Origin of the sequence: Arthrobacter sp. ZGTC412 (genome assembly GCF_002929215.1) — a bacterium.
Classification (GTDB): domain Bacteria; phylum Actinomycetota; class Actinomycetes; order Actinomycetales; family Micrococcaceae; genus Arthrobacter.
On the sequence record NZ_PJII01000003.1, the window covers coordinates 246,154 to 265,749 of the forward strand.

19 protein-coding genes and 3 tRNA genes are annotated in these 19,596 nt (G+C 66.4%); 7 read left to right on the top strand and 15 right to left on the bottom strand.

The window, feature by feature from the left end; translation table 11 throughout:
• Positions 1–2 precede the first annotated feature (2 nt).
• The gene (locus CXQ88_RS06105) at positions 3–1,811 is read left to right on the top strand and encodes a glycoside hydrolase family 13 protein (protein WP_104043262.1); all 1,809 of its coding nucleotides are present in this window, start codon (positions 3–5) and stop codon (positions 1,809–1,811) included.
• Positions 1,812–1,823: 12 nt separating this feature from the next.
• On the opposite strand, the gene CXQ88_RS06110 is transcribed toward CXQ88_RS06105, so the two are convergent.
• The 8 genes from CXQ88_RS06110 to CXQ88_RS06145 all read right to left on the bottom strand — a co-directional run bounded on the left by CXQ88_RS06110 (position 1,824) and on the right by CXQ88_RS06145 (position 4,660).
• Positions 1,824–2,435 (bottom strand): hypothetical protein, encoded by a 612-nt coding sequence (locus CXQ88_RS06110; RefSeq protein ID WP_104043263.1) that lies wholly within the window; start codon positions 2,433–2,435, stop codon positions 1,824–1,826.
• The gene (locus CXQ88_RS06115) at positions 2,432–3,040 is read right to left on the bottom strand and encodes a DUF6286 domain-containing protein (protein ID WP_104043264.1); all 609 of its coding nucleotides are present in this window, start codon (positions 3,038–3,040) and stop codon (positions 2,432–2,434) included. Before CXQ88_RS06115 ends, CXQ88_RS06110 begins: the two co-directional genes overlap by 4 nt.
• A complete protein-coding gene (locus tag CXQ88_RS06120; RefSeq protein WP_104043265.1) occupies positions 3,037–3,417 on the bottom strand; it encodes a hypothetical protein in 381 nt (126 codons plus the stop codon). Before CXQ88_RS06120 ends, CXQ88_RS06115 begins: the two co-directional genes overlap by 4 nt.
• Positions 3,414–3,605 carry a hypothetical protein gene (locus CXQ88_RS06125; RefSeq protein WP_104043266.1) on the bottom strand — a complete coding sequence of 64 codons (192 nt, stop codon included), beginning with the start codon at positions 3,603–3,605 and terminating at the stop codon, positions 3,414–3,416. The genes CXQ88_RS06120 and CXQ88_RS06125 overlap by 4 nt, the downstream gene beginning before the upstream one ends.
• The gene (locus CXQ88_RS06130; protein ID WP_104043267.1) at positions 3,602–4,060 is read right to left on the bottom strand and encodes an Asp23/Gls24 family envelope stress response protein; all 459 of its coding nucleotides are present in this window, start codon (positions 4,058–4,060) and stop codon (positions 3,602–3,604) included. Before CXQ88_RS06130 ends, CXQ88_RS06125 begins: the two co-directional genes overlap by 4 nt.
• Before the next feature lie 238 nt (positions 4,061–4,298).
• Positions 4,299–4,374, bottom strand: a tRNA-Phe gene (locus tag CXQ88_RS06135).
• A 48-nt stretch (positions 4,375–4,422) separates the two neighbouring features.
• A tRNA-Asp gene (locus CXQ88_RS06140) sits at positions 4,423–4,496 on the bottom strand.
• A gap of 91 nt (positions 4,497–4,587) precedes the next feature.
• Positions 4,588–4,660, bottom strand: a tRNA-Glu gene (locus tag CXQ88_RS06145).
• Between the two features lie 163 nt (positions 4,661–4,823).
• Between CXQ88_RS06145 and CXQ88_RS06150 the strand changes: the two genes are divergently transcribed.
• Positions 4,824–5,867 (top strand): PHP domain-containing protein, encoded by a 1,044-nt coding sequence (locus tag CXQ88_RS06150; RefSeq protein WP_104043268.1) that lies wholly within the window; start codon positions 4,824–4,826, stop codon positions 5,865–5,867.
• Positions 5,868–5,869: 2 nt separating this feature from the next.
• Here CXQ88_RS06150 and CXQ88_RS06155 read toward each other — a convergent pair whose 3' ends face one another.
• Entirely contained in the window at positions 5,870–6,553 is a 684-nt protein-coding gene (locus CXQ88_RS06155) for a DsbA family protein (RefSeq protein ID WP_104043269.1), read from the bottom strand.
• A 125-nt stretch (positions 6,554–6,678) separates the two neighbouring features.
• Between CXQ88_RS06155 and CXQ88_RS06160 the strand changes: the two genes are divergently transcribed.
• The 4 genes from CXQ88_RS06160 to CXQ88_RS06175 all read left to right on the top strand — a co-directional run bounded on the left by CXQ88_RS06160 (position 6,679) and on the right by CXQ88_RS06175 (position 10,772).
• Positions 6,679–7,656, top strand: a complete 978-nt coding sequence (locus tag CXQ88_RS06160) for a DMT family transporter (protein ID WP_104043270.1) — start codon at positions 6,679–6,681, stop codon at positions 7,654–7,656.
• A gap of 9 nt (positions 7,657–7,665) precedes the next feature.
• The gene (locus CXQ88_RS06165; RefSeq protein WP_104043271.1) at positions 7,666–8,112 is read left to right on the top strand and encodes a metallopeptidase family protein; all 447 of its coding nucleotides are present in this window, start codon (positions 7,666–7,668) and stop codon (positions 8,110–8,112) included.
• A gap of 10 nt (positions 8,113–8,122) precedes the next feature.
• Positions 8,123–9,043, top strand: a complete 921-nt coding sequence (locus tag CXQ88_RS06170) for a cation diffusion facilitator family transporter (RefSeq protein WP_104043272.1) — start codon at positions 8,123–8,125, stop codon at positions 9,041–9,043.
• Between the two features lie 226 nt (positions 9,044–9,269).
• Positions 9,270–10,772 carry a C40 family peptidase gene (locus CXQ88_RS06175; RefSeq protein ID WP_104043273.1) on the top strand — a complete coding sequence of 501 codons (1,503 nt, stop codon included), beginning with the start codon at positions 9,270–9,272 and terminating at the stop codon, positions 10,770–10,772.
• 22 nt (positions 10,773–10,794) lie between these two features.
• Here the strand turns inward: CXQ88_RS06175 and CXQ88_RS06180 are convergent, their stop codons facing one another.
• The 5 genes from CXQ88_RS06180 to CXQ88_RS06200 all read right to left on the bottom strand — a co-directional run bounded on the left by CXQ88_RS06180 (position 10,795) and on the right by CXQ88_RS06200 (position 17,882).
• Complete coding sequence (locus CXQ88_RS06180; RefSeq protein WP_104043397.1) at positions 10,795–11,601, bottom strand: ABC transporter permease; 807 nt, start codon at positions 11,599–11,601, stop codon at positions 10,795–10,797.
• Between the two features lie 73 nt (positions 11,602–11,674).
• Complete coding sequence (locus CXQ88_RS06185) at positions 11,675–12,718, bottom strand: ABC transporter ATP-binding protein (RefSeq protein ID WP_104043274.1); 1,044 nt, start codon at positions 12,716–12,718, stop codon at positions 11,675–11,677.
• Positions 12,715–13,899: a LolA family protein gene (locus CXQ88_RS06190; protein WP_104043275.1), complete on the bottom strand. Its 1,185-nt coding sequence runs from the start codon at positions 13,897–13,899 to the stop codon at positions 12,715–12,717. The genes CXQ88_RS06185 and CXQ88_RS06190 overlap by 4 nt, the downstream gene beginning before the upstream one ends.
• A 144-nt stretch (positions 13,900–14,043) precedes the next feature.
• Positions 14,044–16,818: a PEP/pyruvate-binding domain-containing protein gene (locus tag CXQ88_RS06195; RefSeq protein ID WP_104043276.1), complete on the bottom strand. Its 2,775-nt coding sequence runs from the start codon at positions 16,816–16,818 to the stop codon at positions 14,044–14,046.
• A 26-nt stretch (positions 16,819–16,844) separates the two neighbouring features.
• Positions 16,845–17,882, bottom strand: coding sequence for a universal stress protein (locus CXQ88_RS06200; RefSeq protein WP_104043277.1), 1,038 nt, complete (start codon positions 17,880–17,882; stop codon positions 16,845–16,847).
• Positions 17,883–18,304: 422 nt separating this feature from the next.
• On the opposite strand from CXQ88_RS06200, the gene CXQ88_RS06205 reads away from it, so the two are divergent.
• Positions 18,305–18,931: an FAD-dependent monooxygenase gene (locus tag CXQ88_RS06205; protein WP_104043278.1), complete on the top strand. Its 627-nt coding sequence runs from the start codon at positions 18,305–18,307 to the stop codon at positions 18,929–18,931.
• A gap of 6 nt (positions 18,932–18,937) precedes the next feature.
• Here the strand turns inward: CXQ88_RS06205 and CXQ88_RS06210 are convergent, their stop codons facing one another.
• Entirely contained in the window at positions 18,938–19,543 is a 606-nt protein-coding gene (locus tag CXQ88_RS06210; RefSeq protein WP_104043279.1) for a copper resistance CopC family protein, read from the bottom strand.
• Positions 19,544–19,596: the final 53 nt, after the last annotated feature.

The window sequence follows — 19,596 nt, forward strand, 5'->3', positions numbered from 1 at the left end:
AAATGTCCAAGCCGGACGTTCCTGTTGACCGCCCAGCCCGCCAGGAATGGTGGGCGGACGCCGTTGTCTATCAGATCTACCCCCGGTCCTTCGCGGACGGCAACGGTGACGGCATGGGCGACCTACGTGGCGTTAGGGACCGCCTGCCCTACCTGCAGCAGCTGGGAGTGGACGCCCTCTGGCTCTCCCCGTTCTACAAATCCCCGCAAGCCGACGGGGGATATGATGTGGCCGACTACCGCCAGGTGGACCCGCTCTTCGGGTCGCTCGAGACTTTCGATGCCATGTTGCAGGAAGCTCACCAGCGCGGGCTGAAAGTCATCGTCGACCTGGTACCCAACCACACCTCCGACGAGCATGTGTGGTTCCAGGAGGCGCTTGCTTCACCGCCCGGCTCCCCTGAACGGGCCCGCTACATGTTCCGGGCCGGCAAGGACGAAGTTCCCGGCTCCGGTGATGGCAACCTCGCCCCGAACAACTGGAAATCGATCTTCGGCGGGCCAGCCTGGAGCCGTATCATCGAGGCTGATGGGTCTCCCGGCGAGTGGTACCTCCACCTTTTCGACACGAAGCAACCGGACCTCAACTGGGAAAACGCCGAGGTGCACGAGGAGATGCGCTCGGTGCTCCGCTTCTGGCTGAACCGGGGCGTGGATGGCTTCCGGGTAGACGTGGCCCACGGCCTGATCAAGGAGCCCGGCCTGCCCGATTGGGAAGGCGTTGCCGCAATGGTTGAAGGCACTGCGGAAGTGAGCCGGGAAGCAGGTCATCGCCCCGGCGACGCACCGGGAGCCCATACCGACGCCGAAGAGCCCCACCGCGCGGTCTCCCCGGTTTATCCGCCCTCGCCGTTCTTTGACCAGGACGGGGTGCACGACGTCTACCGCGACTGGCACAGCGTGCTTGCCGGGTATGACGGCGACCGCATGATGGTGGCTGAGGCCTGGGTGGAGCCGGCGGAACGGCTGGCCCGCTACACCCGCCCGGACGAAATGCAGCAGGCCTTCAATTTCGATTTCCTGCTTGCAGGCTGGGACGCGGAGCGCATGGCGGCGTCCATCGAGGCCTCCCTGGCAGCAGCTTCCTCTGTGGGTGCTCCCTGCACATGGGTGCTGAGCAACCATGACACAGTCCGCCACACCACGCGGTTCGGCCTTAAGGACCCCACGACGTTCCCCAAGGGCCTCGGAGCAGATGACGAACAGCCTGACGCCGCATTGGGGCTGGCCCGCGCCAGGGCCGCGACGTTGATCTCACTTGCCCTGCCGGGCTCCGCGTACCTGTATCAGGGAGAGGAGTTGGGACTCCCCGAGCACACCACCCTTCCGGCGGATGCGCGGCAGGACCCGACGTTCTTCCGGACGGGGGGCGCAGAGATTGGCCGTGACGGCTGCCGCGTCCCCTTGCCGTGGGCCGCGGATCTGCCGGGTCACGGCTTTTCGATAGCCCGGGACGGCGAGGCTTCGCAGCCCTGGCTCCCCCAGCCCGATAGTTTTGGCGCTCTGGCGGCGGACCAGCAGGAAGGAGTGCCAGGCTCAACCCTGGAGCTCTACCGCGCTGCCCTTGCCTTCCGGGCCGCCCGGCGACTGGGTGCAGGTTCCGTTGGCTGGGCCGAGGTCCACGCGCCGGACAGCGGCGTGCTGGCCTTCCAGAACGGGGACATCCTGGTACTGGGCAACCTTGGGTTCGCCTCCGCCCCGGTCCCGGAAGGGTATTCCGTTGTTCTCTCCAGTGACCCTGGGCCTGCCGCCGAGTGGGCGGGCATGCGTGAAGTGCCCGTGGACTGCACTGTCTACCTCGCCAAAGACTGAATGACCCGGCGGTCAGCGGACGCGCTCAGCCCTGCTGAAGCGCGTCCGTGCGCCGGCTCCGATATGGATCAACACCGGAATCCTCTTTCCCACCACCTGTTCCAGTGCGGCCACCAGCGCGTACACCTCGTCGGCGAGCAGGTGCGGGGCCACGCCTTGGCGCGGGAGGAGGCGCACCTTCAGGGCCGGGCTGCCTTTGACGTCGTAGGTGGTCACGGTGGCGCCGGCTAAATCGGGACGGTTCGCGAGGGCGTGCTTGAGCGCCTGCTCGGCCACTCCTCCGCCGATCCGCACGTCGCCCGGGACCTCACCGGGATCGTACTCGACGGCCAGCAGGTTTGCCCGGCCCTTGCCCTGCTGGGCAACCCAGGCAACCATTAGCCCAATCAGCACCAGCAGTGCCAGCGCCACCAGGATCCACAGCCAGCTTTCACCCCGACCGGGGAACCTGGTGGCGCTAAAGGCCTGGTTGACGTGGTTCCAGACCGCGGGGGACCAGGAATGCCACCAGGAAGCCACAGCCGGGACGGCGGCCAGCAACATCAGCAGGCCGCCCACAGCAATCAGCACGAGCCCCAGGAGCGCAATCAGAATCCGGTTGAGAAGCGTGGGGGTGCTGTTCATGCGCCAATCACTCCTGACGGCGCCACATTGACCTGCACCTCAGGTGGAGGATCCAGTGCCATGCCGTTGAGCTCGCTTTGGACGGCCTTGAGCACAGCATCCTGGTCCACGGGCACTCCGGAGGTGGGCCGGACACTTACCACTACCTGCCGCTGCGAGACCACCACCGTGACCTGTTCGGGTGTGACGTTCGCGGCAAGCCGGGCGCGGCGCGCCAGCGAGGAAGCGATGACTTCATCGTCCACCACCACGGCAGGGCCACCGGCGTCTCCGCTGCGGCGGACAAGGTGCCGGGCACGCCGCCCGGGCAGAACCCCGTTGAGGAAAAAGACCAGGCCGAACATGGCCAGCACTGCTCCAATGGCGCCCAGCAGCAGCGGCGAAATCCCTGCAGGCAGGGCCACCAGGCGTTCAGCTGCCACCTGGGGCTCAATCAGCCAGGCCGGCTGCCCAAAGGCATGGACAGCAGCTTCGAGGAGCCCGTAGGCAGCAAGTGCAATGACCAGGACCGCTGCAGCGGTGGCCACCACCGCACGTGAGGAATGCGTCTCCCGGTGCAGGACGCGGCCCATATCCGGGCCCTGGCTTTCCATCTGCCGGCTCATTGCACGCGTCCCCCTTCGCTGATTTTTGCTCCGCTGATCCTGATGTCCACCCGGCTCAACCGTGCACCGCTCAGCTCTGTCACCGTGGCGAGGATGCGGGCCTTTGCCCTCACGGAGCGGTCCCAGATGGAGCCCCCGCTGCCTTCCACCCGCAAGGGGTCCATCACTACGGCGTTCAAAGGCGGGATGCTGATAGGTGTAACGAGGGACAGCGCCAGCATGCCGTCGTCGTCCGCCCAGTCAGCCCGGACGTCGTCCGCATCCACGTCCAGGAACTGGGCGGCTGCCGCTTTGGCGAGGCTTGTCAGGGCCTGCGTGCTGATGCGGTTGTGTCCGCTCAGCTCCTGGCCCCGGATGGCCGGGGCGGTGGAGCTCATGAGGACGAGCGCCGGCCGATGATGGCGTCCAGGACGCCGCGAAGGTCGAGTTTCCCTTCCGCGGCGCGGCCCAGAAGCGCCCCGATGGCCATGAACAGCAGGGATATAAGGAAGCCCCACAAACCGAACTGCAGGGACATAAAGGCCACAAAGGCACCCATAGCGGTGCCGGCCACGGTGAGGCTCACAGCAGCGCCTCCCTTTCAGTGGAACCGGCCGTGGGCTTGAGTGGAGGCGGCACGAAGACGTCGGTTACTTCCACGTTGACCTCGATCACCTGCAGGCCTACGAGTTCCTCGACCGCCCGGTAAACTGCCGCGCGGACTTCGTTGGCCAGTGAGTGGAGCGGTGTTCCATAGCTCGCCACGAGGCTGATATCCACTGCAACCTGCGTCTCCCCGACCTCGGCACGCACGCCGGCCGCATGGTCGGAACTGCCGACGGCGTCGCGGATGGCCCCGAGCGCACGTGACGGTCCGGAGCCCAGTGAGTAAACCCCTGGGACGGCTCGGGCGGCAATTCCGGCCACTTTGGCGACAGCGGTTTCGGAGATCACTGTTCGGCCAAGACCAGGCACTGGCACAGGAACCGGGACGGCACGGCTCTGGATGCCCTGGCTGGGTTGTGGGTTCTGGTATTCCATCAGGCACTCCCCCTTCTATTGATCCCAACCCTATCCCCTGGCTGTGACTTAACGGCAGCAGGCAGGGCGTCCGTAAAAGCGGAACGCAGGAAAGCCGACCGGAAGCGTGGAGTGCGTCGACCCGGCGCTGGCCTCGGCGAAGGAGCAGCGATTAAGGAAGCCCGGCGTTTAGCAGGAGCCCCGGTGAATTCAGGTTAAAGAAGAAAAGCACCAGTTCCGAAGAACTGATGCTTCCCAGTGGTGGCTCCGACCGGCGTCGATCCGGTGACCTTTCGATTTTCAGTCGAACGCTCTACCAACTGAGCTACAGAGCCTAGGTGACTAGTCACCATGAGAGCCGGAATTTCTTCCGACAATCAGAGCGACCCTGACGGGACTTGAACCCGCGACCTCCGCCGTGACAGGGCGGCGCGCTAACCAACTGCGCTACAGGGCCTTGCGTTTCTTGCTTTAGCGGTATCTCTACCGCTTTTTTCAAGGCTTCCAGCCTACCAGACATTTTTTGCCTGCTTGACCAGTTCCTTGCGTACCCCCAACGGGATTCGAACCCGTGCCGCCGCCGTGAAAGGGCGGTGTCCTAGGCCGCTAGACGATGGGGGCCAGAACCCGTTCGGAACAAAATAAAAGGCGTCAAGCGAGGCTTTCCGTCTTTGTCCTTTGGTTTCTCCGAACTGGACTCTAAAACTATAGGGCCTACTCAGGAATAATCCAAAATCGGCGAAAACACGCGCTCAGAGCGGCAGGAACAGGTAAAGATGGACTAATGGACGCCGTTGCAGCACTCAACGAGATTGCCTTCTGGCTGGAGCGCGGGCGCGCTGCCACCTTCAAGGTCCAGGCCTTCCGGAAAGCCGCCGGGGTGATCGCCCCGCTGCCGCCGGAAGAAGTGGCAGCCCGGGCCCGGAACGGCCGGCTGAAATCGATGAAGGGAATCGGCGACCGGACCTACCAGGTCATCCGGGACGCGGTGGAGGGCCAGGTCCCGGATTACCTCGCCGACCTCCGGGAGAAGGGCGCCCAACCACTGGTGTCGGGAGGCGCGGCCATCCGGGAGGCGCTGCGGGGAGACTTGCACAGCCACAGCGAATGGTCCGACGGCGGTTCCCCGATCGAGCTAATGGTGGCGGCCGCCGGGGTCCTCGGCAGGGATTACCTTGCCCTGACGGACCATTCCCCCAACCTCACCATCGCGAACGGGCTCTCAGCGGAACGCCTCCTGCAGCAACTGGACGTCGTGGCAGCCATCAACGACGGCACGCATCCCAGCTCCGACGGGCAGCAGGAGAACCGGGTGCGGCTGTTGACCGGTATCGAGGTCGACATCCTGGAGTCAGGCGAGCTGGACCAGGATCCGGATCTGCTGGACCGCCTGGACATCGTGGTGGCCAGCGTCCACTCCAAGCTCCGCGCAGACCGGAACACCATGACGCGGCGCATGCTCCAAGGCATCCAGGATCCGCGGACCAACGTGCTGGGACACTGCACGGGGCGCCTGGTGGAGGGATCACGTGGCACGCGTCCACCGTCGGAATTCGACGCCAAGGAGGTGTTCGCCGCCTGCGCAGAACACAACGTGGCAGTGGAGATTAATTCGCGGCCGGAGCGCCAGGACCCGCCGGATGCACTGATCCAGCTGGCTCTGGAAGCCTGCTGCCTCTTCTCGATCGACAGCGACGCGCACGCGCCCGGGCAGCTGGACTTCCTGCAGTACGGCGCCGAGCGGGCGGACCGGAACGGTGTTCCGGCCGACCGGATCGTCACCACGTGGCCGGTGGAACGGCTGCTGGAGTGGTCCGGGGCGAACTAGCTTTACTTGAGGGCGTCCGCGAGTTTCTGCCGGAAATCGGCCTTGGTGGACAGGGTGAGCTTTTCCCCGTTGAGGAAGAAGGTGGGGGTGCCGGTCACACCCAAGGCAGTGCCGTCCGCAATGTCAGCCAGGATGCGCTCCTCCGTTTTCGGATCGGCTACCACTGCGTCAAACTGTGAAAGGTCCAGCCCTAACTGTTTGGCGTAAGTCCGGAACAGCGGAGCCTGGGACTGCTGGTTTCCCGCCCACTGGGACTGGGTTTCGAACAGTTTGTTGGCCATCTGCTGGTACTTGCCCTGCTGTCCAGCCGCCTCCGCGGCCAGCGCCGCCTGGCCTGAATTCGGGTGCGCTGACAGGGGGAAGTGCCGGTGGACGAACGTGATCCGGTCCCCGAACTCGGCTTTGAATTCCTCCACGACCGGATGGATGGAGCCACAGAAGGGGCATTCGAAGTCGAGGAATTCCACCAGTTGCGCCTTCTCCACCGCCGGGCTGGTCAAGCGGTGACTGTCTCCCCGGACAAGTTGTTCAGCACCCGCGGCCGGCGGCGCGGACTCCTGGGATTTCCCGACGGTCAGCGCGGCATACCAGGCCACGCCGGCCACTACCACTGCCGCAAGGACGATCCAGATGACCTTCCGGACCAGGCGGGCCCTATCAGGTGGAGGAGCAAGGTTTGAGACCATAACCCGCATCCTAACCGGCAACGCGATATCCTTTGAGGCACTTTGGCTAATCTTTGGCAGGAACTTGGCTAGACGTGGCCGATTTCCGCCAGCCGCGGACCCCTGCCCCCGGCTAGATTGGCACCATGGCATCAAGCACCCCCGTCAGCACAACGGCTCCCCTACCCGCCCCCGCGTCCCGGATCAAAGCACTCGGCGTGGCTGCCATGGCCGTCACCGTGGTCCTTTGGGCTTCAGCGTTTGTGGGAATCCGGGCGATCGGCCCCCACTTCTCCCCCGGCTCCCTGACGCTCGGCAGGCTGGGGATTGCCGCCGTCGTACTGGCCCTGCTGGTCCTCCCCCAACTGCTGAAGAGCAGGCTCCTTCCCCGGGGCCGGGAATGGTGGCCCATCCTCGGCTACGGCGTGATGTGGTTCGGCGGGTACAACGTGGCGTTGAACGCGGCCGAGCACGTGCTGGACGCAGGAACCAGCGCCCTGCTCATCAACGTCAATCCCATCCTCGTGGCCATTATGGCCGGCTTCTTCCTCAAGGAGGGCTTCCCGCGCTGGCTGATCATCGGAAGCGTGGTTGCCTTCGCGGGAGTGGCGCTGATCGCCGTGGGCTCGGGCCAGCCGTCCGCACCAGGGGAAAGTCCGACGGCGGATGTTGCGGGTGTGCTGCTTTGCCTCCTTGCCGCCGTGCTCGCCGCAGTCAGCGTCATCATCCAAAAGCCGGTGCTGCGCAAGTTTCCCGCCGCGCAGGCCACCTGGTTCGGGATCCTGGTGGGGGCGTTGTGCTGCCTGCCGTTTACGGGCCAGCTGATCACCGAAGTCCAGGCCGCACCGCCTGAAGCAACCATGGGCCTGGTCTACCTTGGGATCTTTCCCACGGCCATTGCCTTCACCACCTGGGCTTACGCGCTCTCGTTGATCGAGGCCGGCAAGCTCGCAGCCACCACCTACCTGGTGCCCGGCACCACCATCCTCATCTCCTGGCTCCTCCTGGGCGAGATCCCCACCGCACTGGGCCTGATGGGCGGCCTGGTCTGCCTTGTGGGCGTCGGATTGACCCGGCGCAGGACCCGGCCGGGACGCGACGCCGGCCAAAAGGTTCTTCGCTAAAGTCGGAGTATGCCAGCCAGCCTGCCGCCGGGCCTGCCCGTCGTTCCTGAGGGTCCCAGCGAACCCCTCCACTCCGCCCAACACCAGAGCTTCTCCATGTCCGCGGACGAGTTCGAGGCCGCCGTCCAGGATGCCCTCAACAGCATCCCGGACAAGCTGGCCAGGGCCATGGACAACGTGGCGGTGTTCATCGAGGACGACTATGTGCCACGGCCCGGGGAGGACCCGGACACGGTCCTGCTGGGGCTTTATGAAGGAGTGCCGCTGACCGAAAGGGACTCCTGGTGGGACGCCGGTTCCCTGCCGGACCGCATCACGATCTTCCGTGAGCCCATCCTTGAAATCTGCTCCTCACGCGAGGACGTCATCCACGAAGTGGCGGTGACGGTAGTCCACGAGATCGCCCACCACTTCGGGATCGACGACGACCGGCTGCACGAGCTCGGCTGGGGCTAGCCTTGTAGGCATGGGACACGACCACAGCCACACGCACGGCATTACCGCAACGGGCCGGCACCGGAAGCGGCTTGTGGCCGTCCTCGTCATCACACTTGTTGTGGTCCTGGTGCAGGTGGCGGGTGCAGCTCTCTCCGGTTCGCTGTCACTGCTTGCCGACGCCGGCCATATGCTGTCCGATGCGGCCGGGGTAACCATCGCATTGCTTGCTGTCTGGATTGCAGGCCGGCCCGCGAGCGACCAGCGGACCTACGGGTACCAGCGGGCCGAAGTCCTTGCAGCCCTGGCCAATGCACTGATCCTTATCGTGATCTCCGTGGTGATCTTTACCGAAGCGATCCGGCGGATTGGTTCCGCGCCTGACGTACAGACGGACATCATGCTGTTCGCCGCAGTCCTGGGAGCTGCCGCCAACATCGCTTCGCTCCTTATTCTGCGCGGCGCACACCAGGAAAGCCTCAACGTCCGCGGCGCCTACCTTGAAGTGCTGGGCGACCTGCTGGGTTCCTTCGCCGTTATAGCTGCCGCTGTGGTCATTATGCTCACCGGCTTCCAGGCCGCCGACACCATCGCCTCGGTGGTGATTGCCCTGTTGATCCTGCCGCGCGCATGGAGCCTCCTGCGCGACGTCGTGGATGTGCTGCTCGAAGCCAGCCCCAAAGGCGTGGAAGTGCAAATGATCCGCGAACACATTCTGTCCGTGGAGGGCGTTTCGGATGTGCACGACATCCACATCTGGACCATCACTTCCGGCGTGCCTGTTTTTTCAGCGCACGTGGTGGTGGAGGACGGCGTGCTGACCGCCCGCGGAGCGGACCAGCTGCTGGACAAGCTGGTGACCTGCCTGGGCTCCCACTTCGATACCGACCACTGCACGTTCCAGCTGGAACCGGCCACGCACTCCGAACACGAGGCGCACCAGCACGCCTAGCCGTTTACTTAGCCTGCGGTCCTGTTGTTCGTGGGCGCGGGCTAGTGCTGCGACACGCCAGCTCGGCTCCCTCCGAATGACACTGTTGTGGTTTATGTTATTGATGTGACTGCTGTTGCTAAAGTGCAGAAGCTCACGTAGCCTCGGGACTGCTGGGGAGCAAACCAGGGGCACCGCCCTGCCGTGATCAGGACCTCCCAGCCTTATCACTTCGGGGTTTCTGCAGATGGTTTTGACCGGATCCGGGCGCAAAGCGGCCGTGCTGTGCGCCGCCGCCGTACTCATTGGAACGCTGGCGGCGCCGGCAGGAGCTGTAACAGCGCCGTTGGCGCCGCGCATCTCCGTACCTGCAGCTCCAGAAGTACCGTCGGCCGAGGACATCGCCGCTGCCAAGGCCAGCGAGTCCGCCACAGCGGACCAGGTCTCCGCCATTGAACGGATCCTCGAGGCGGCGGCAAGCTCACAGCAAGCCGCCTTCGCTGTTTCGATGCAGGCCAACAACGCCTACAGCGAGGCCCTGGTGGAGCTGCAGCAGCGGTCGTCAGCGGCGGCTGCCGCTTCGGCGAAGGCCACTGCAGCCCAGGAACAGCAGGACAAAGCCAAGAAGCAGGTAGGACAACTGGCGGGCGACCTCTACCGCCACGGCGGGCTCAACCCCACCCTGGGTACCTTCGTCAGCGGCAGCGCGGAAACTCTGCAGCAGGCAGCCACGCTGCAGGCCCTGTCGGCCAGCCGGAGCCGGGCCTTCGAGGCAGCAGACGCGGCAGCCCAGGCCTCGGAGTCATTGACGACGGCGGCTGAGGATGCCACAAGAGCGGCCGATGATGCCGCAAGGACGGCGGAAGCCCGGAAGACCCAAGCGGAAGAGGCCAACGCGGCCCAGGCCAAGGCAGTGGCGGACGCCAAGGCCCAGCGCACCATCCTGGTGAACCAGCTTGCCCAGCTCCGGAACACCACAGTTGCCCTGGAATCGGCCCGGGTGGATGCCCTGGACCGGCAGCGCGAGGAGGCCCGGCTCGCGGCGGCACTGGCAGCTGCGGAGCGGTCCATCCAGGAGCAGCCGGCTGCTCCGGGTAACCGGCCTGCCCAGGCGGCACCTGCGGCACCGGCTCATGCAGTGCCCGCTCCCGCAGCTCCGGCGCCGGCGCCTGCACTGGCCCCCGCTCGCGCACCGGCACCCGCTCCCGCTCGCGCACCGGCACCCGCTCCCGCACCCGCACCGGCACCGGCTCCTGCACCGGCCCCCGCTCGCGCTCCCGCACCCGCACCCGCGCCTGCGCCTGCAGCTCCGGCGCCGGCTCCAGCCCCCGCACCTGCTCCGGCACCAGCACCCGCGCCCGCGCCCGCGACTGGGAGCGGAACCTATGAGGCTGCCATCTCGGTGGCCCTGGGCAAGGTGGGTGCGCCCTTTTATTACCAGTGGGGCGGCACCGGCGCCTACGGTTTCGACTGCTCAGGGCTTGTGCAAACGGCATTCGCTGCCGCCGGCAAGTACCTTCCCCGCACGGCTGCCCAGCAGTACGCGGCTGCTCCCGTCCACGTACCCATCTCACAGGCACGGCGCGGTGACCTGCTGGTGTGGGGATCGCCGTCGAACTTCTATCACGTGGCTATTTATCTCGGTAACGGCCAGGTGGTGCACGCCCTGAACCCGCAGGAGGGCATCGGCGTCACCTCGCTCAGCGCAATGGCTGGCATGCAGCTCTACGGATACGCGGCGCGTTACTGACTCCGCCACGAACCGGCCAGGGTCAGCTCAACACGTCCTTGGTGACAAAGCGTCCGTAGGCGAGTGCCCCGAACACGGCGATGTACCCTGCCTGCAGCAAGGCGTTGCTGGCGAACGAATCCCACAGCACCGGTTGGCGGAGCAGGTCGCCAAAGCCCAGCCAGTAATGGCTGAAAAGCCACGGGTGCAGCCACTCGAGCTGGGGCAACTGGTCAAGCACCTGGGACACCACCGAGACCACTACCGTGGCGGCCATGGCACCCACGGGAACCACTGTAAGGGTGGACAGGAACAGCCCTATCGCTGAGAGACCCGCAAGCGAAACGGCAAGGTAAGCAGCAATCAGGAGGAGGCGCAGCGCGGCCTCCGGTGGCTGGATCACGTCCCCGGACAGCAAAGTCACGGGGCCCACGGGGAAGAGCGCCGCCCCGATGGCGGCACCGGCCAGTGCAACCGTGACCGGGGCAGCAAGGCAGAACGCCAGCGCTCCCGTGTACTTCACGAGAAGCAGCCGCACGCGGCCCGTGGGAGCAACCAGCAGGTACCGCAGCGTTCCCAGGTTGGCCTCGCCTGCGATAGTGTCCCCTGCCACCACGCCCACCGTCAGCGGCAGGAACAGTGGAACAGACACCAGCATGGCGGTGAAGGCGACGAACAGCCCGTTCTGCGTGATGCGGTCCAGAAAAGCAGGACCCCGCCCCGCCGGAACTGCGGACGAGATCCTCACGGCCACCGCGATCAGGACCGGGATGGCGGCCAGCGCCAGCAGCAATGCCCAAGTACGCCGGCGCCCAAACAGCACCCGAAGTTCCGACAGCAGAAGGGACAGCCCGGATCCGCGCGGCGCCCCCGCGGGCTTCGTTTCTGCTGTTCCTGTTGTTTCTCTGGTCTCCTGCCGCGCGCTACTGGGCAACGTCGAACCCCTCCCCCGTCAAGGCAACAAAGCGGTCCTCGAGGCTTTCCCGTTCCACCGCGAACCCACGGACCCGGACGCCCGCCTGCACCAAGTGGGCCACGATACCTTCAGGGGCGGCATCCGCAGGGGTAACGGCCTCCAAGGCAGAAACATCCGGGCCGGGCCTATACCCCTTGATATGTGGTTCGGCAAGCGCCGCCGTGACCACCTCACCGTCCGGTTGCGCGGCTGCAGGCTCCGGCGACAATCCCAGGCGCGCCAGGACTGTCATCGCGGCCCGGGCGTCCGGTGTCACCAGCCGGATGCAGGCGCTTCCGGACCGGCGCAGTTCGGAAAGCGGGCCCTGGGCCACGAGCCGGCCCGCGCTCATGATGGCTGCATGCGTGCAGATCTGTTCGACCTCGGCCAACAGGTGGCTCGAAACAAAAACGGTGGTGCCGTCTGCCGCGAGGGAACGGACGAGGTTCCGCACTTCCCGTGTGCCTTGGGGGTCCAGCCCGTTGGTGGGCTCGTCCAGCACCAGCAGTTCGCGGGGAGACAGCAGCGCGTTGGCAATGCCCAGCCGCTGCTTCATGCCCAGCGAATAGGCGTGTACCCGCTTGCCTGCGGCATGACTGAGCCCTACCTGTTCCAGTGCCTGGTTCACCCGGATCTTGCGGGTGGCGGGGGCGGCATGCCGGGTGGCGGCGTCGAGGCGGTGGAGGTTCGCGGTCCCGGAGAGAAAGGGATAAAAGGCGGGCCCCTCCACCAGCGCCCCCACGTGCGGAAGGACAACCTGGAATTTGCCCGGCATGTCCATCCCCAGCAGGCGAACGGACCCCGCGGAGGCCGCCGCTAGGCCCAGGAGCATCCGGATGGTGGTGGTCTTTCCTGAGCCGTTGGGTCCCAGGAAACCAAAAACCGCGCCGGAAGGCACCGCCAAGTCAAGGTCATTCACGGCCACCTGCTGCCCGAAACGCTTGGTCAGCCCCTGGGTTTCGATGGTCAGGCCGTACGTCCGGGAGCCGGGGCCTCCTGCGGCCCCTGTCACGGAGCTGCGGATGCGGCTTGCAGCCTCTCCGGCGGGACCATGCCCGCGAAGATCCGGCCGTCGTCGGTGAGCAGGACGTTGAACAGCGTAGTGGAGAGCAACCGCCCGCCGGGAACTGCGACGACGGCCTGGGCCAGCAACGGATTACGGGACAGCAACGTGTTCGCGGCTGAGGCGGCACCAGCCTCCGCCTGCACTTGCACCACCGTTTCCCAGCCGGCGCCGGTCAGGTAGGGCCGGACCTTGTCCTTAATGCCGTCGGCCGGGTCATCCGGACTGACATGGGTCCCGGGATTGGCTGGCAAACCTGAACCCAACGGCCAGCGTTCAGGATGCCGGAATTGAAGCTCCTCCACCGTGCTGCCCGGCGGCGGGACGAAGTTGAACAGCGCCTCGTCCGGAGCATCGAGGGACAGGCTGGTGAATCCGGCGCTGAAGGCAGGCTGGGCCGCACCGCGGGCAGTCACTTCCACGGAGAGCGGCATGCCACTGGCGGCGTCGACGGCGATGGCCACCTTTCCCACCAGCGTGGCCCCGGTGCGCGGCTCAAGGAGGAGGTTGTAGGCAGGGCGCCCGGCGGCTTCCACGTCCGGACCGACGGACACCGCAGTTGAACTGTCGGCCGCAGCCAGGAATTTCTCGGCGAGGTCCTGCGGCGTGCGCGGGACCTCCACGTCCGCCTGCGGCTTATCAAGGGGCGGCGTCCCGGTGTTCCCGGGGTCGGTCAGCGGCAGGTCAGTGGCATAGGCGGGCAGGGTCAGGTGGGCGGCAGAGTTGTCCTTTGACGAGTAGAACCAGACGTCGTGGTCGCGGCGGATGATGTCCCGCTCGGCCAGCCGGTCCACCACCTGGATGCGCGTCTTGGTCTTTCCGTCCATAAATACCCTCGCCGTATGCTCACCGGTGAGGAACTCCATGACTGAGGCTGCGCCGCCGGCAGATGCCGGGCCGGATGTGGGTCCCGTTGCCGGCAGCTCCGGCAAACCGAGCTCCGAGGATTGTTCAATGGTGCCCGAAAACGTGTGCGTCCTGTGGCCGGCGAGCAAAGCGATCACCTCGGCCGGGGTCTTGTCAGGCAGCGGATCACCGGCCCTCGCCGGAATGGATCCCACTAGTACCCCGGTGGCGATCACTGCAGGCACCGCCACCGCAGGAACCCATCGCAACCAGGCACGGTTCATGCCGCTCCCCACGAGCCTGCTCGTGTTCGGGTCGTTTATACTCCGGCCGTTCGTAGTCCTGCCGTCTCCGTCACTGGAGCCCATAGTCCAAGGGTACGCCTCCGGACCGCTCCCTACACGTGCCCAACGGCGTACCCCGGGGCTCTACGCGGACACGACGGTTCCTGCGCCGCCGTCGACCGTTATCTTTTGCCCGGTGGCAAGCCGGGCGGTGGCCCCTGGAACGCCCACGACGGCGGGAATGCCGTACTCCCGCGCCACCACCGCACCGTGCGAGTTGGGCCCGCCCATCTCCATCACCAGTCCGCCGGCTGTCAGGAACAAGGGAGTCCAGCCGGGATCGGTGGAAGGCGCAACCAGGATCTCTCCGGGTTCAAGGTGGGCGCCCACGGGGTCCAGGATGACCCGGGCAGGAGCAGTGACCGAACCCGCCGACGCCGGGCTGCCGGACAGCGCGCCGTCGGCCATCCCGGCACCCGCGGCGTGCAGCACCTCAGGCTCGGTGCCGTCCGAGAGCAGGACCCTGGGGATATGCCGCCTGCCGAGTTCGCTGGCATAGGCCGCGCGCCGCTCCACGACGAGTTCGCGCAGCTTGCGGGGTTGGCTGGTACCGTTGACGCTCCCGCCGGCCAGGGCTTGCCTGGCCTCCTCGAAGTCGAGGAAAAAAATGTCGTCCGGGCTCTCCAGCTGGCCGTCAGCTGCAAGCGCAGTTCCCACGTGGGCTAACTGTTTCCGCACTTCAGCGAGGCCCAGGACCAGCTGGTACTTGGGCAGCTCCCGCAGCCCGGCGAAAAGCCTGGTGCGTCGCAACGCGGCACCCAGCACGAGCGCACGCGCCCGGCCCCGGTGGCGCGCCTCGGCTACCAGCCGCTCCACTTCGGCGTCTGCCTCTGCACCTGCCCGGCTGAACTGCGCGTCCGGTGCCATGGCGGGATCGGCGAGGCGCAGGTAGTTGGCCAGCACACCCAGGATGTGGGTGGGGTCATCGGACCACCGGGGCATGCCCACATCGATTTCGGCCACAGCCCGGTGCCCGTAACGCTCGAGGAACCGTACCAGGCCTGCGTGCAGGACAGGTGGCAGGCGCCCGGCGTCGAACTCCGCTGCCAGCTCGGACGGCTGCCGCGCCTCCAAAACCGTGCGCGACTCGCGGTCATCCTTTAGTGCTGATGCGAGGCGCCACAGCTCGAGGTCCATCTCGGTGGTCACATTCTGCGGCAGGCCCCGGAGCACCTTCTGCAGGTCCTCCCCGCGATCTGTGCCTCCCAGCAGCTTTCCCGCCAGCCAAAGCATCGCGAATCCCAGCGCGGGCAAGGGCAAAATGGCTGGTACGATCGCAAAGAGCCGGCCTTCCAGGAGCCGCTCGGCGTGGTCAAGCCGTTCAACCGGTCCTGCCCCTGGCCCCAGCTCCAAATCCTCCGCAAATTGCCGGGTGAAGCGGTCCAGCCTGCGCAGCGCCGCCTTGGGCCGGACCAGTCCCCGGACTACCGATTCCGGGGCGCGGGCCCGCACCGCTGCCGGCAGGACATGGCGCACCAGTCCGAGCGGGGTCCTGCGGGTCACCGAAAACCGGGGGTCGTCGAAAACCTGGCGCAACACCATGGCTGACCGGGCTTCCATCACGTCAAAAACCCGTGGCAGGATCCGGCGGCCAACGTTGCTCCTGACCGGCGTGGTGAGGTCGAAGTAGATGCGCTGGGCTGCCTCGGCATACGGCGAAGGGCCGTGCCGGGGCTCGGGGACGGCAAAACCGGCAGCCTTGGCTACAGAGGAGGCAACGAGCCGCAGCGACGCCAGGCCCATGGGCGTGAGGGGACGGGTGAGACCCTGGGCCAGGCTGAAGCACAGGTAGACCCTGCTCCCGGTGACTGGATGCCGGCTCTGCGGGATCGGGTACAGGGTGGTGATGGGCCGCGACTGGGTCAGCCAGAGTGCTCCGCCGGTGTCAATAGCCCATTCGGTGTCCTGCGGTGAGCCGAAGTGCCGTTCGGACTGAACGCCGAGGGCCGCGAGTTCAACGGCTTGCGCGTCTGTGAGGCTGGAGGCCTCCGGCCTGCCGGGCAGGTCCTGAATCTCCGTTCCACCGCCCGGAAGGGGACGCACCATAACGCGCTTATCGCCCAGCTTCCGCTCAAGGACCTGGGCATTTTCTGTGTCCACCACAAAGTGATCCGGATTGACGGCCCCGGATACCACGGCTTCACCAAGCCCCGGCGCGGCGTCGATAACAGCTTCCCGGCGCCTGCCGGTCAGCGGGTTGGCCGTGAACATCACCCCGGCCGACGCGGCATCAACCATCCGCTGGATGACGACGGCGAGGGCTACCTCGTGCGGGGCGATGCCCAAGGCTGCTCGGTAAGCCACTGCCCGGTCCGTCCAGAGTGAGGCCCAGCAGTTGCGCACGGCCTCGAGGACGGCGTCGATGCCGATGACATTCAGGTACGTGTCCTGCTGGCCTGCGAAGCTCGCAAACGGAAGGTCCTCGGCCGTGGCCGAGGACCTTACCGCCACGGGAGTCGACTCCCCCAGCGCTGCGTACGCCAGCCCAACGGCGGCAACTATCCGCGGCGGAACCGGGATGGCGCGGATGGCCTCCCGTGCCAGGCCCGCCACCACCGCCAGTTCCGCGGCCCGGCTGGGGCTTCCCGGTGGCAGTGCGGCCTGGAGGGCGCCGAGCTCTGCGAGCACCCCGTCCTGGACCGCACTGGCGGCCTCCTGGTAGGCCTCAGTGGTCAGGCAGAAGCCATCGGGCACGGGCAGCCCCGCTGCTATCAGCTCACCAAGGTTGGCCGCCTTGCCTCCCACCAGCGGAAGCATGCTGCCGTCAACATGGCTGAGGCGCAGGATCAAGGCGGGACCGGTGTTCCCGTCCGGCTGGCGGGAACTCCCTCCGGTCTTTCCTGGTGGGTAGGCGGCCATCGTGACGCTCCCTCCGGCAGGGTTTGTCAGGCTGCGCCGAGGATCGGCCCGAAGCGGGCACGGTCGGCGAGTCGCGGGTCCTCACGGTCCGGGACCACCATAACGGGGCCCTTGGCATGATGGAGGACGCCGTCCGAGGTGGATCCCAGGAGCATGCCCGCGAAGCCGCCGCGCCCCCGCGTCCCTACTACCACCAGCTCCACGTGCCGGCTTGCGTCCACCAGAACGTCCACCGGAGAGCCGTCCAGCAGTTCGGATTCTGCTGACAGGTTGGGGTAGTGGCTCCGCAGCCAGGCCATGCCTGCGTCCAGTGTCAACTGGATGTCCGCGAACAGCGCCTTACGGTCCATTGGAGCAGGAACCCACGCCAGCGAGCCGCTGTATTGTGGAACCGCACAGATCACCCGGAGCGATGCACCCAGCCGTACAGCCTGGTCCGCGGCTTCGAGCACAGCAACCCGGGCCTGTTCCGAACCGTCCACGCCCACCACCACCACGTTCTCCACTCGCTGGTGCCCGGCCTTGGCCTGTTCGGCTTTGACCCGCCGGTCCTCCGTGGTTTCGCCCAGCCGGTCCGAGCAGACCAGAGGCACTGTGACTGTGGGGCACTTCGCGTGCGCGGGCAGTGCGCTGCTTACGGAACCGAGGAGCCTCCCGACGAAGCCGCCGCGGCCCCGGGTGCCAAAGACCAGAAGCTCTGCCGTTTGGGACATCTCCAACAGCACACCGGACGCGTCCCCGTTTTCGACGGAGGCACTGACGTCGATGTCATAGGCCGACACCTTCTCGAGGGCCTGCTTCACCACGGCCTCGGCGCCTTCACGGATCACTGAGTCATCTACTGTGGCGTATCCGCCGTCGAGGCCGGACGCAGCGAAGATTGGCACGGAGTAAGCGGTAACGATATGCAGTGGACGACGGCGGCGCTGGGCTTCCCTGGCCGCCCAGACCAAGGCGCACTGGCCGTGGTCCGACCCGTCCACGCCAACAACGATCCCGTCGGGGGCGGCATGGGAGCCACCGCTGTCCCGCGCCGGGTCCGGATGCAACTCTTGTGCGCCCATGGGGCCGCCTCCTCGCGATACTGCCTGATGTTGCGGCTATTCTGCCAGAAAGCAGGCCGTTCCCCGCGCACCCGTATCGCAACCGCAGCTGCTCAGGAAGGCCCGCTTCCAGTTCTCACTATTCTCCGTCCCCCGTTGCTTAGCAAGCCTGTCCAGGGCAGGAAGCGGCGGTTATCCACAGCCTCGGGGCGGAGCTCTGGAAAGCGTGTTCACCAGCAGGGGAATCTTTACGCATTGGGCTATCCAGCGCCGCAAATCTTCTGTAGTCTTCAGGACATTGTTGGTCCGGGACGCCTACTGCCTCTTCCTGTCAGAGCTGCCCGGCAACGCACTGCGGCCGGACTTTGGGGGTAACGGGACGCGCGTGGGCGAGGACGCCCGCACCCGCCGAAGCTTCGAAGGAGGAAACTGTAGTGTCAAGCATGCCTGGGAATGCCGGGACCGAGCAGACCACCACTGTGATTATTGGCACCGGCTTGTCCGGCCTGGCCGTGGCCGCCGAGCTGTGCCGCCGCGGGGTGGACTCGATAGTGGTGGACGGGCTGGACCTCCTGGGGGCCGCACAGCCGGCCAACACCGCTTCGCTGCAGCGCTGCGACGCGGCGGACTCAGCAACGCTCCGGGAACGGAACGAAATCCTCCGGCACCTGCGTAACTATGCCGCCAGTCACGATGTGGATGTCCGCAACACCACCCGGGCCGTTCAATTGACCATGGTGGACGGCAAGTCCACCGGAGCGGCCGTCCGGCAATGGGAGGTGCATACGCCCACGGGCATCCTGGTTGCCGACAATATTGTGCTCACGCGGTGCGCCCACAGCCAGCTGCGGCGGATGATTAACGACTTCGGCATCTCGGTGGGCCGCAACCTCGTCGCCGCCATGCGCGCCATCGGCATCTACTTGGTGGGCGTGGGAGAGCTGATCACGCCATCCCCCAAAGAGGTCCTGCGCCAGGCCAAGACGGTGGGCCATGCGATTTCCGCAAAGGTCAACCCGGACGCCGAGGCTCCCCCGTACACACGAAGCCTGGCGATCCTGCCCTGCTAACTCCTGTCAGCCCTCGTCGTCGGCGCCCGCTGCGAGCCGGCGGCGGGCAAGGATGGCGAGGGTGGCAAGCAAACCTACTGCGGCAGCAGCGAAAATAACGATGCTCCACTGGAACGGTTCCCCGGAACCGACGGTCTCGGGCGCCGCTGTCACTCCGGGCTCAGCGGTTCCCATTCCGGGAACTGTAGCGCCCGCCGTCTGACTCGCTGCCGGACCAGCCCCTTCCGCTGCTGCGGAGGCCGTGAACGTGAAGGTTCCCTCAATGGGATGCGAGTCGGAGCTGACAACCCGCCAGGCAACTGTGTACTGCCCGTCCGGGCCGCCCGCCTTAAGCTTCTGGCTGGCCACGTTGTCCACGATTTCCACCGGACCGTCCGCCCACTCCGCTCCCGAGGCGTCCTTGATTGAGAAGGATGAGCCAATGCCCAGCGGGTTGTTGCTGAAGGTCACTGTTACCTGCTCCGGCGGCACCGCAACCGAAGCGCCCTCGGCAGGGGTGCTGGATTCGACGGCGTCGTGCGCCGCGGCTGGTCCGGCCAGGCCGAGGGCAGCGGCAGCAAAAACGAAGGACCCGAGTACAAAGCTCAGTAAGTGGCGGCGGATGGAACGCATGCTTGGACTGCTCCCTCTGTGTTGGCTTCCTAACAGACTAGGCGAAATTGACG

Excerpts from the sequence above, each read along its gene's own strand:
- CXQ88_RS06155 (WP_104043269.1), bottom strand. The coding sequence starts at position 6,553 with ATGGTCTCAAACCTTGCTCCTCCACCTGATAGGGCCCGCCTGGTCCGG.
- CXQ88_RS06130 (WP_104043267.1), bottom strand. The coding sequence starts at position 4,060 with ATGGAATACCAGAACCCACAACCCAGCCAGGGCATCCAGAGCCGTGCC.
- CXQ88_RS06105 (WP_104043262.1), top strand. The coding sequence starts at position 3 with ATGTCCAAGCCGGACGTTCCTGTTGACCGCCCAGCCCGCCAGGAATGG.
- CXQ88_RS06195 (WP_104043276.1), bottom strand. The coding sequence starts at position 16,818 with ATGGCCGCCTACCCACCAGGAAAGACCGGAGGGAGTTCCCGCCAGCCG.
- CXQ88_RS06175 (WP_104043273.1), top strand. The coding sequence starts at position 9,270 with ATGGTTTTGACCGGATCCGGGCGCAAAGCGGCCGTGCTGTGCGCCGCC.
- CXQ88_RS06200 (WP_104043277.1), bottom strand. The coding sequence starts at position 17,882 with ATGGGCGCACAAGAGTTGCATCCGGACCCGGCGCGGGACAGCGGTGGC.
- CXQ88_RS06190 (WP_104043275.1), bottom strand. The coding sequence starts at position 13,899 with ATGAACCGTGCCTGGTTGCGATGGGTTCCTGCGGTGGCGGTGCCTGCA.
- CXQ88_RS06165 (WP_104043271.1), top strand. The coding sequence starts at position 7,666 with ATGCCAGCCAGCCTGCCGCCGGGCCTGCCCGTCGTTCCTGAGGGTCCC.
- CXQ88_RS06160 (WP_104043270.1), top strand. The coding sequence starts at position 6,679 with ATGGCATCAAGCACCCCCGTCAGCACAACGGCTCCCCTACCCGCCCCC.
- CXQ88_RS06205 (WP_104043278.1), top strand. The coding sequence starts at position 18,305 with ATGCCTGGGAATGCCGGGACCGAGCAGACCACCACTGTGATTATTGGC.
- CXQ88_RS06150 (WP_104043268.1), top strand. The coding sequence starts at position 4,824 with ATGGACGCCGTTGCAGCACTCAACGAGATTGCCTTCTGGCTGGAGCGC.
- CXQ88_RS06115 (WP_104043264.1), bottom strand. The coding sequence starts at position 3,040 with ATGAGCCGGCAGATGGAAAGCCAGGGCCCGGATATGGGCCGCGTCCTG.
- CXQ88_RS06170 (WP_104043272.1), top strand. The coding sequence starts at position 8,123 with ATGGGACACGACCACAGCCACACGCACGGCATTACCGCAACGGGCCGG.
- CXQ88_RS06110 (WP_104043263.1), bottom strand. The coding sequence starts at position 2,435 with ATGAACAGCACCCCCACGCTTCTCAACCGGATTCTGATTGCGCTCCTG.
- CXQ88_RS06120 (WP_104043265.1), bottom strand. The coding sequence starts at position 3,417 with ATGAGCTCCACCGCCCCGGCCATCCGGGGCCAGGAGCTGAGCGGACAC.
- CXQ88_RS06210 (WP_104043279.1), bottom strand. The coding sequence starts at position 19,543 with ATGCGTTCCATCCGCCGCCACTTACTGAGCTTTGTACTCGGGTCCTTC.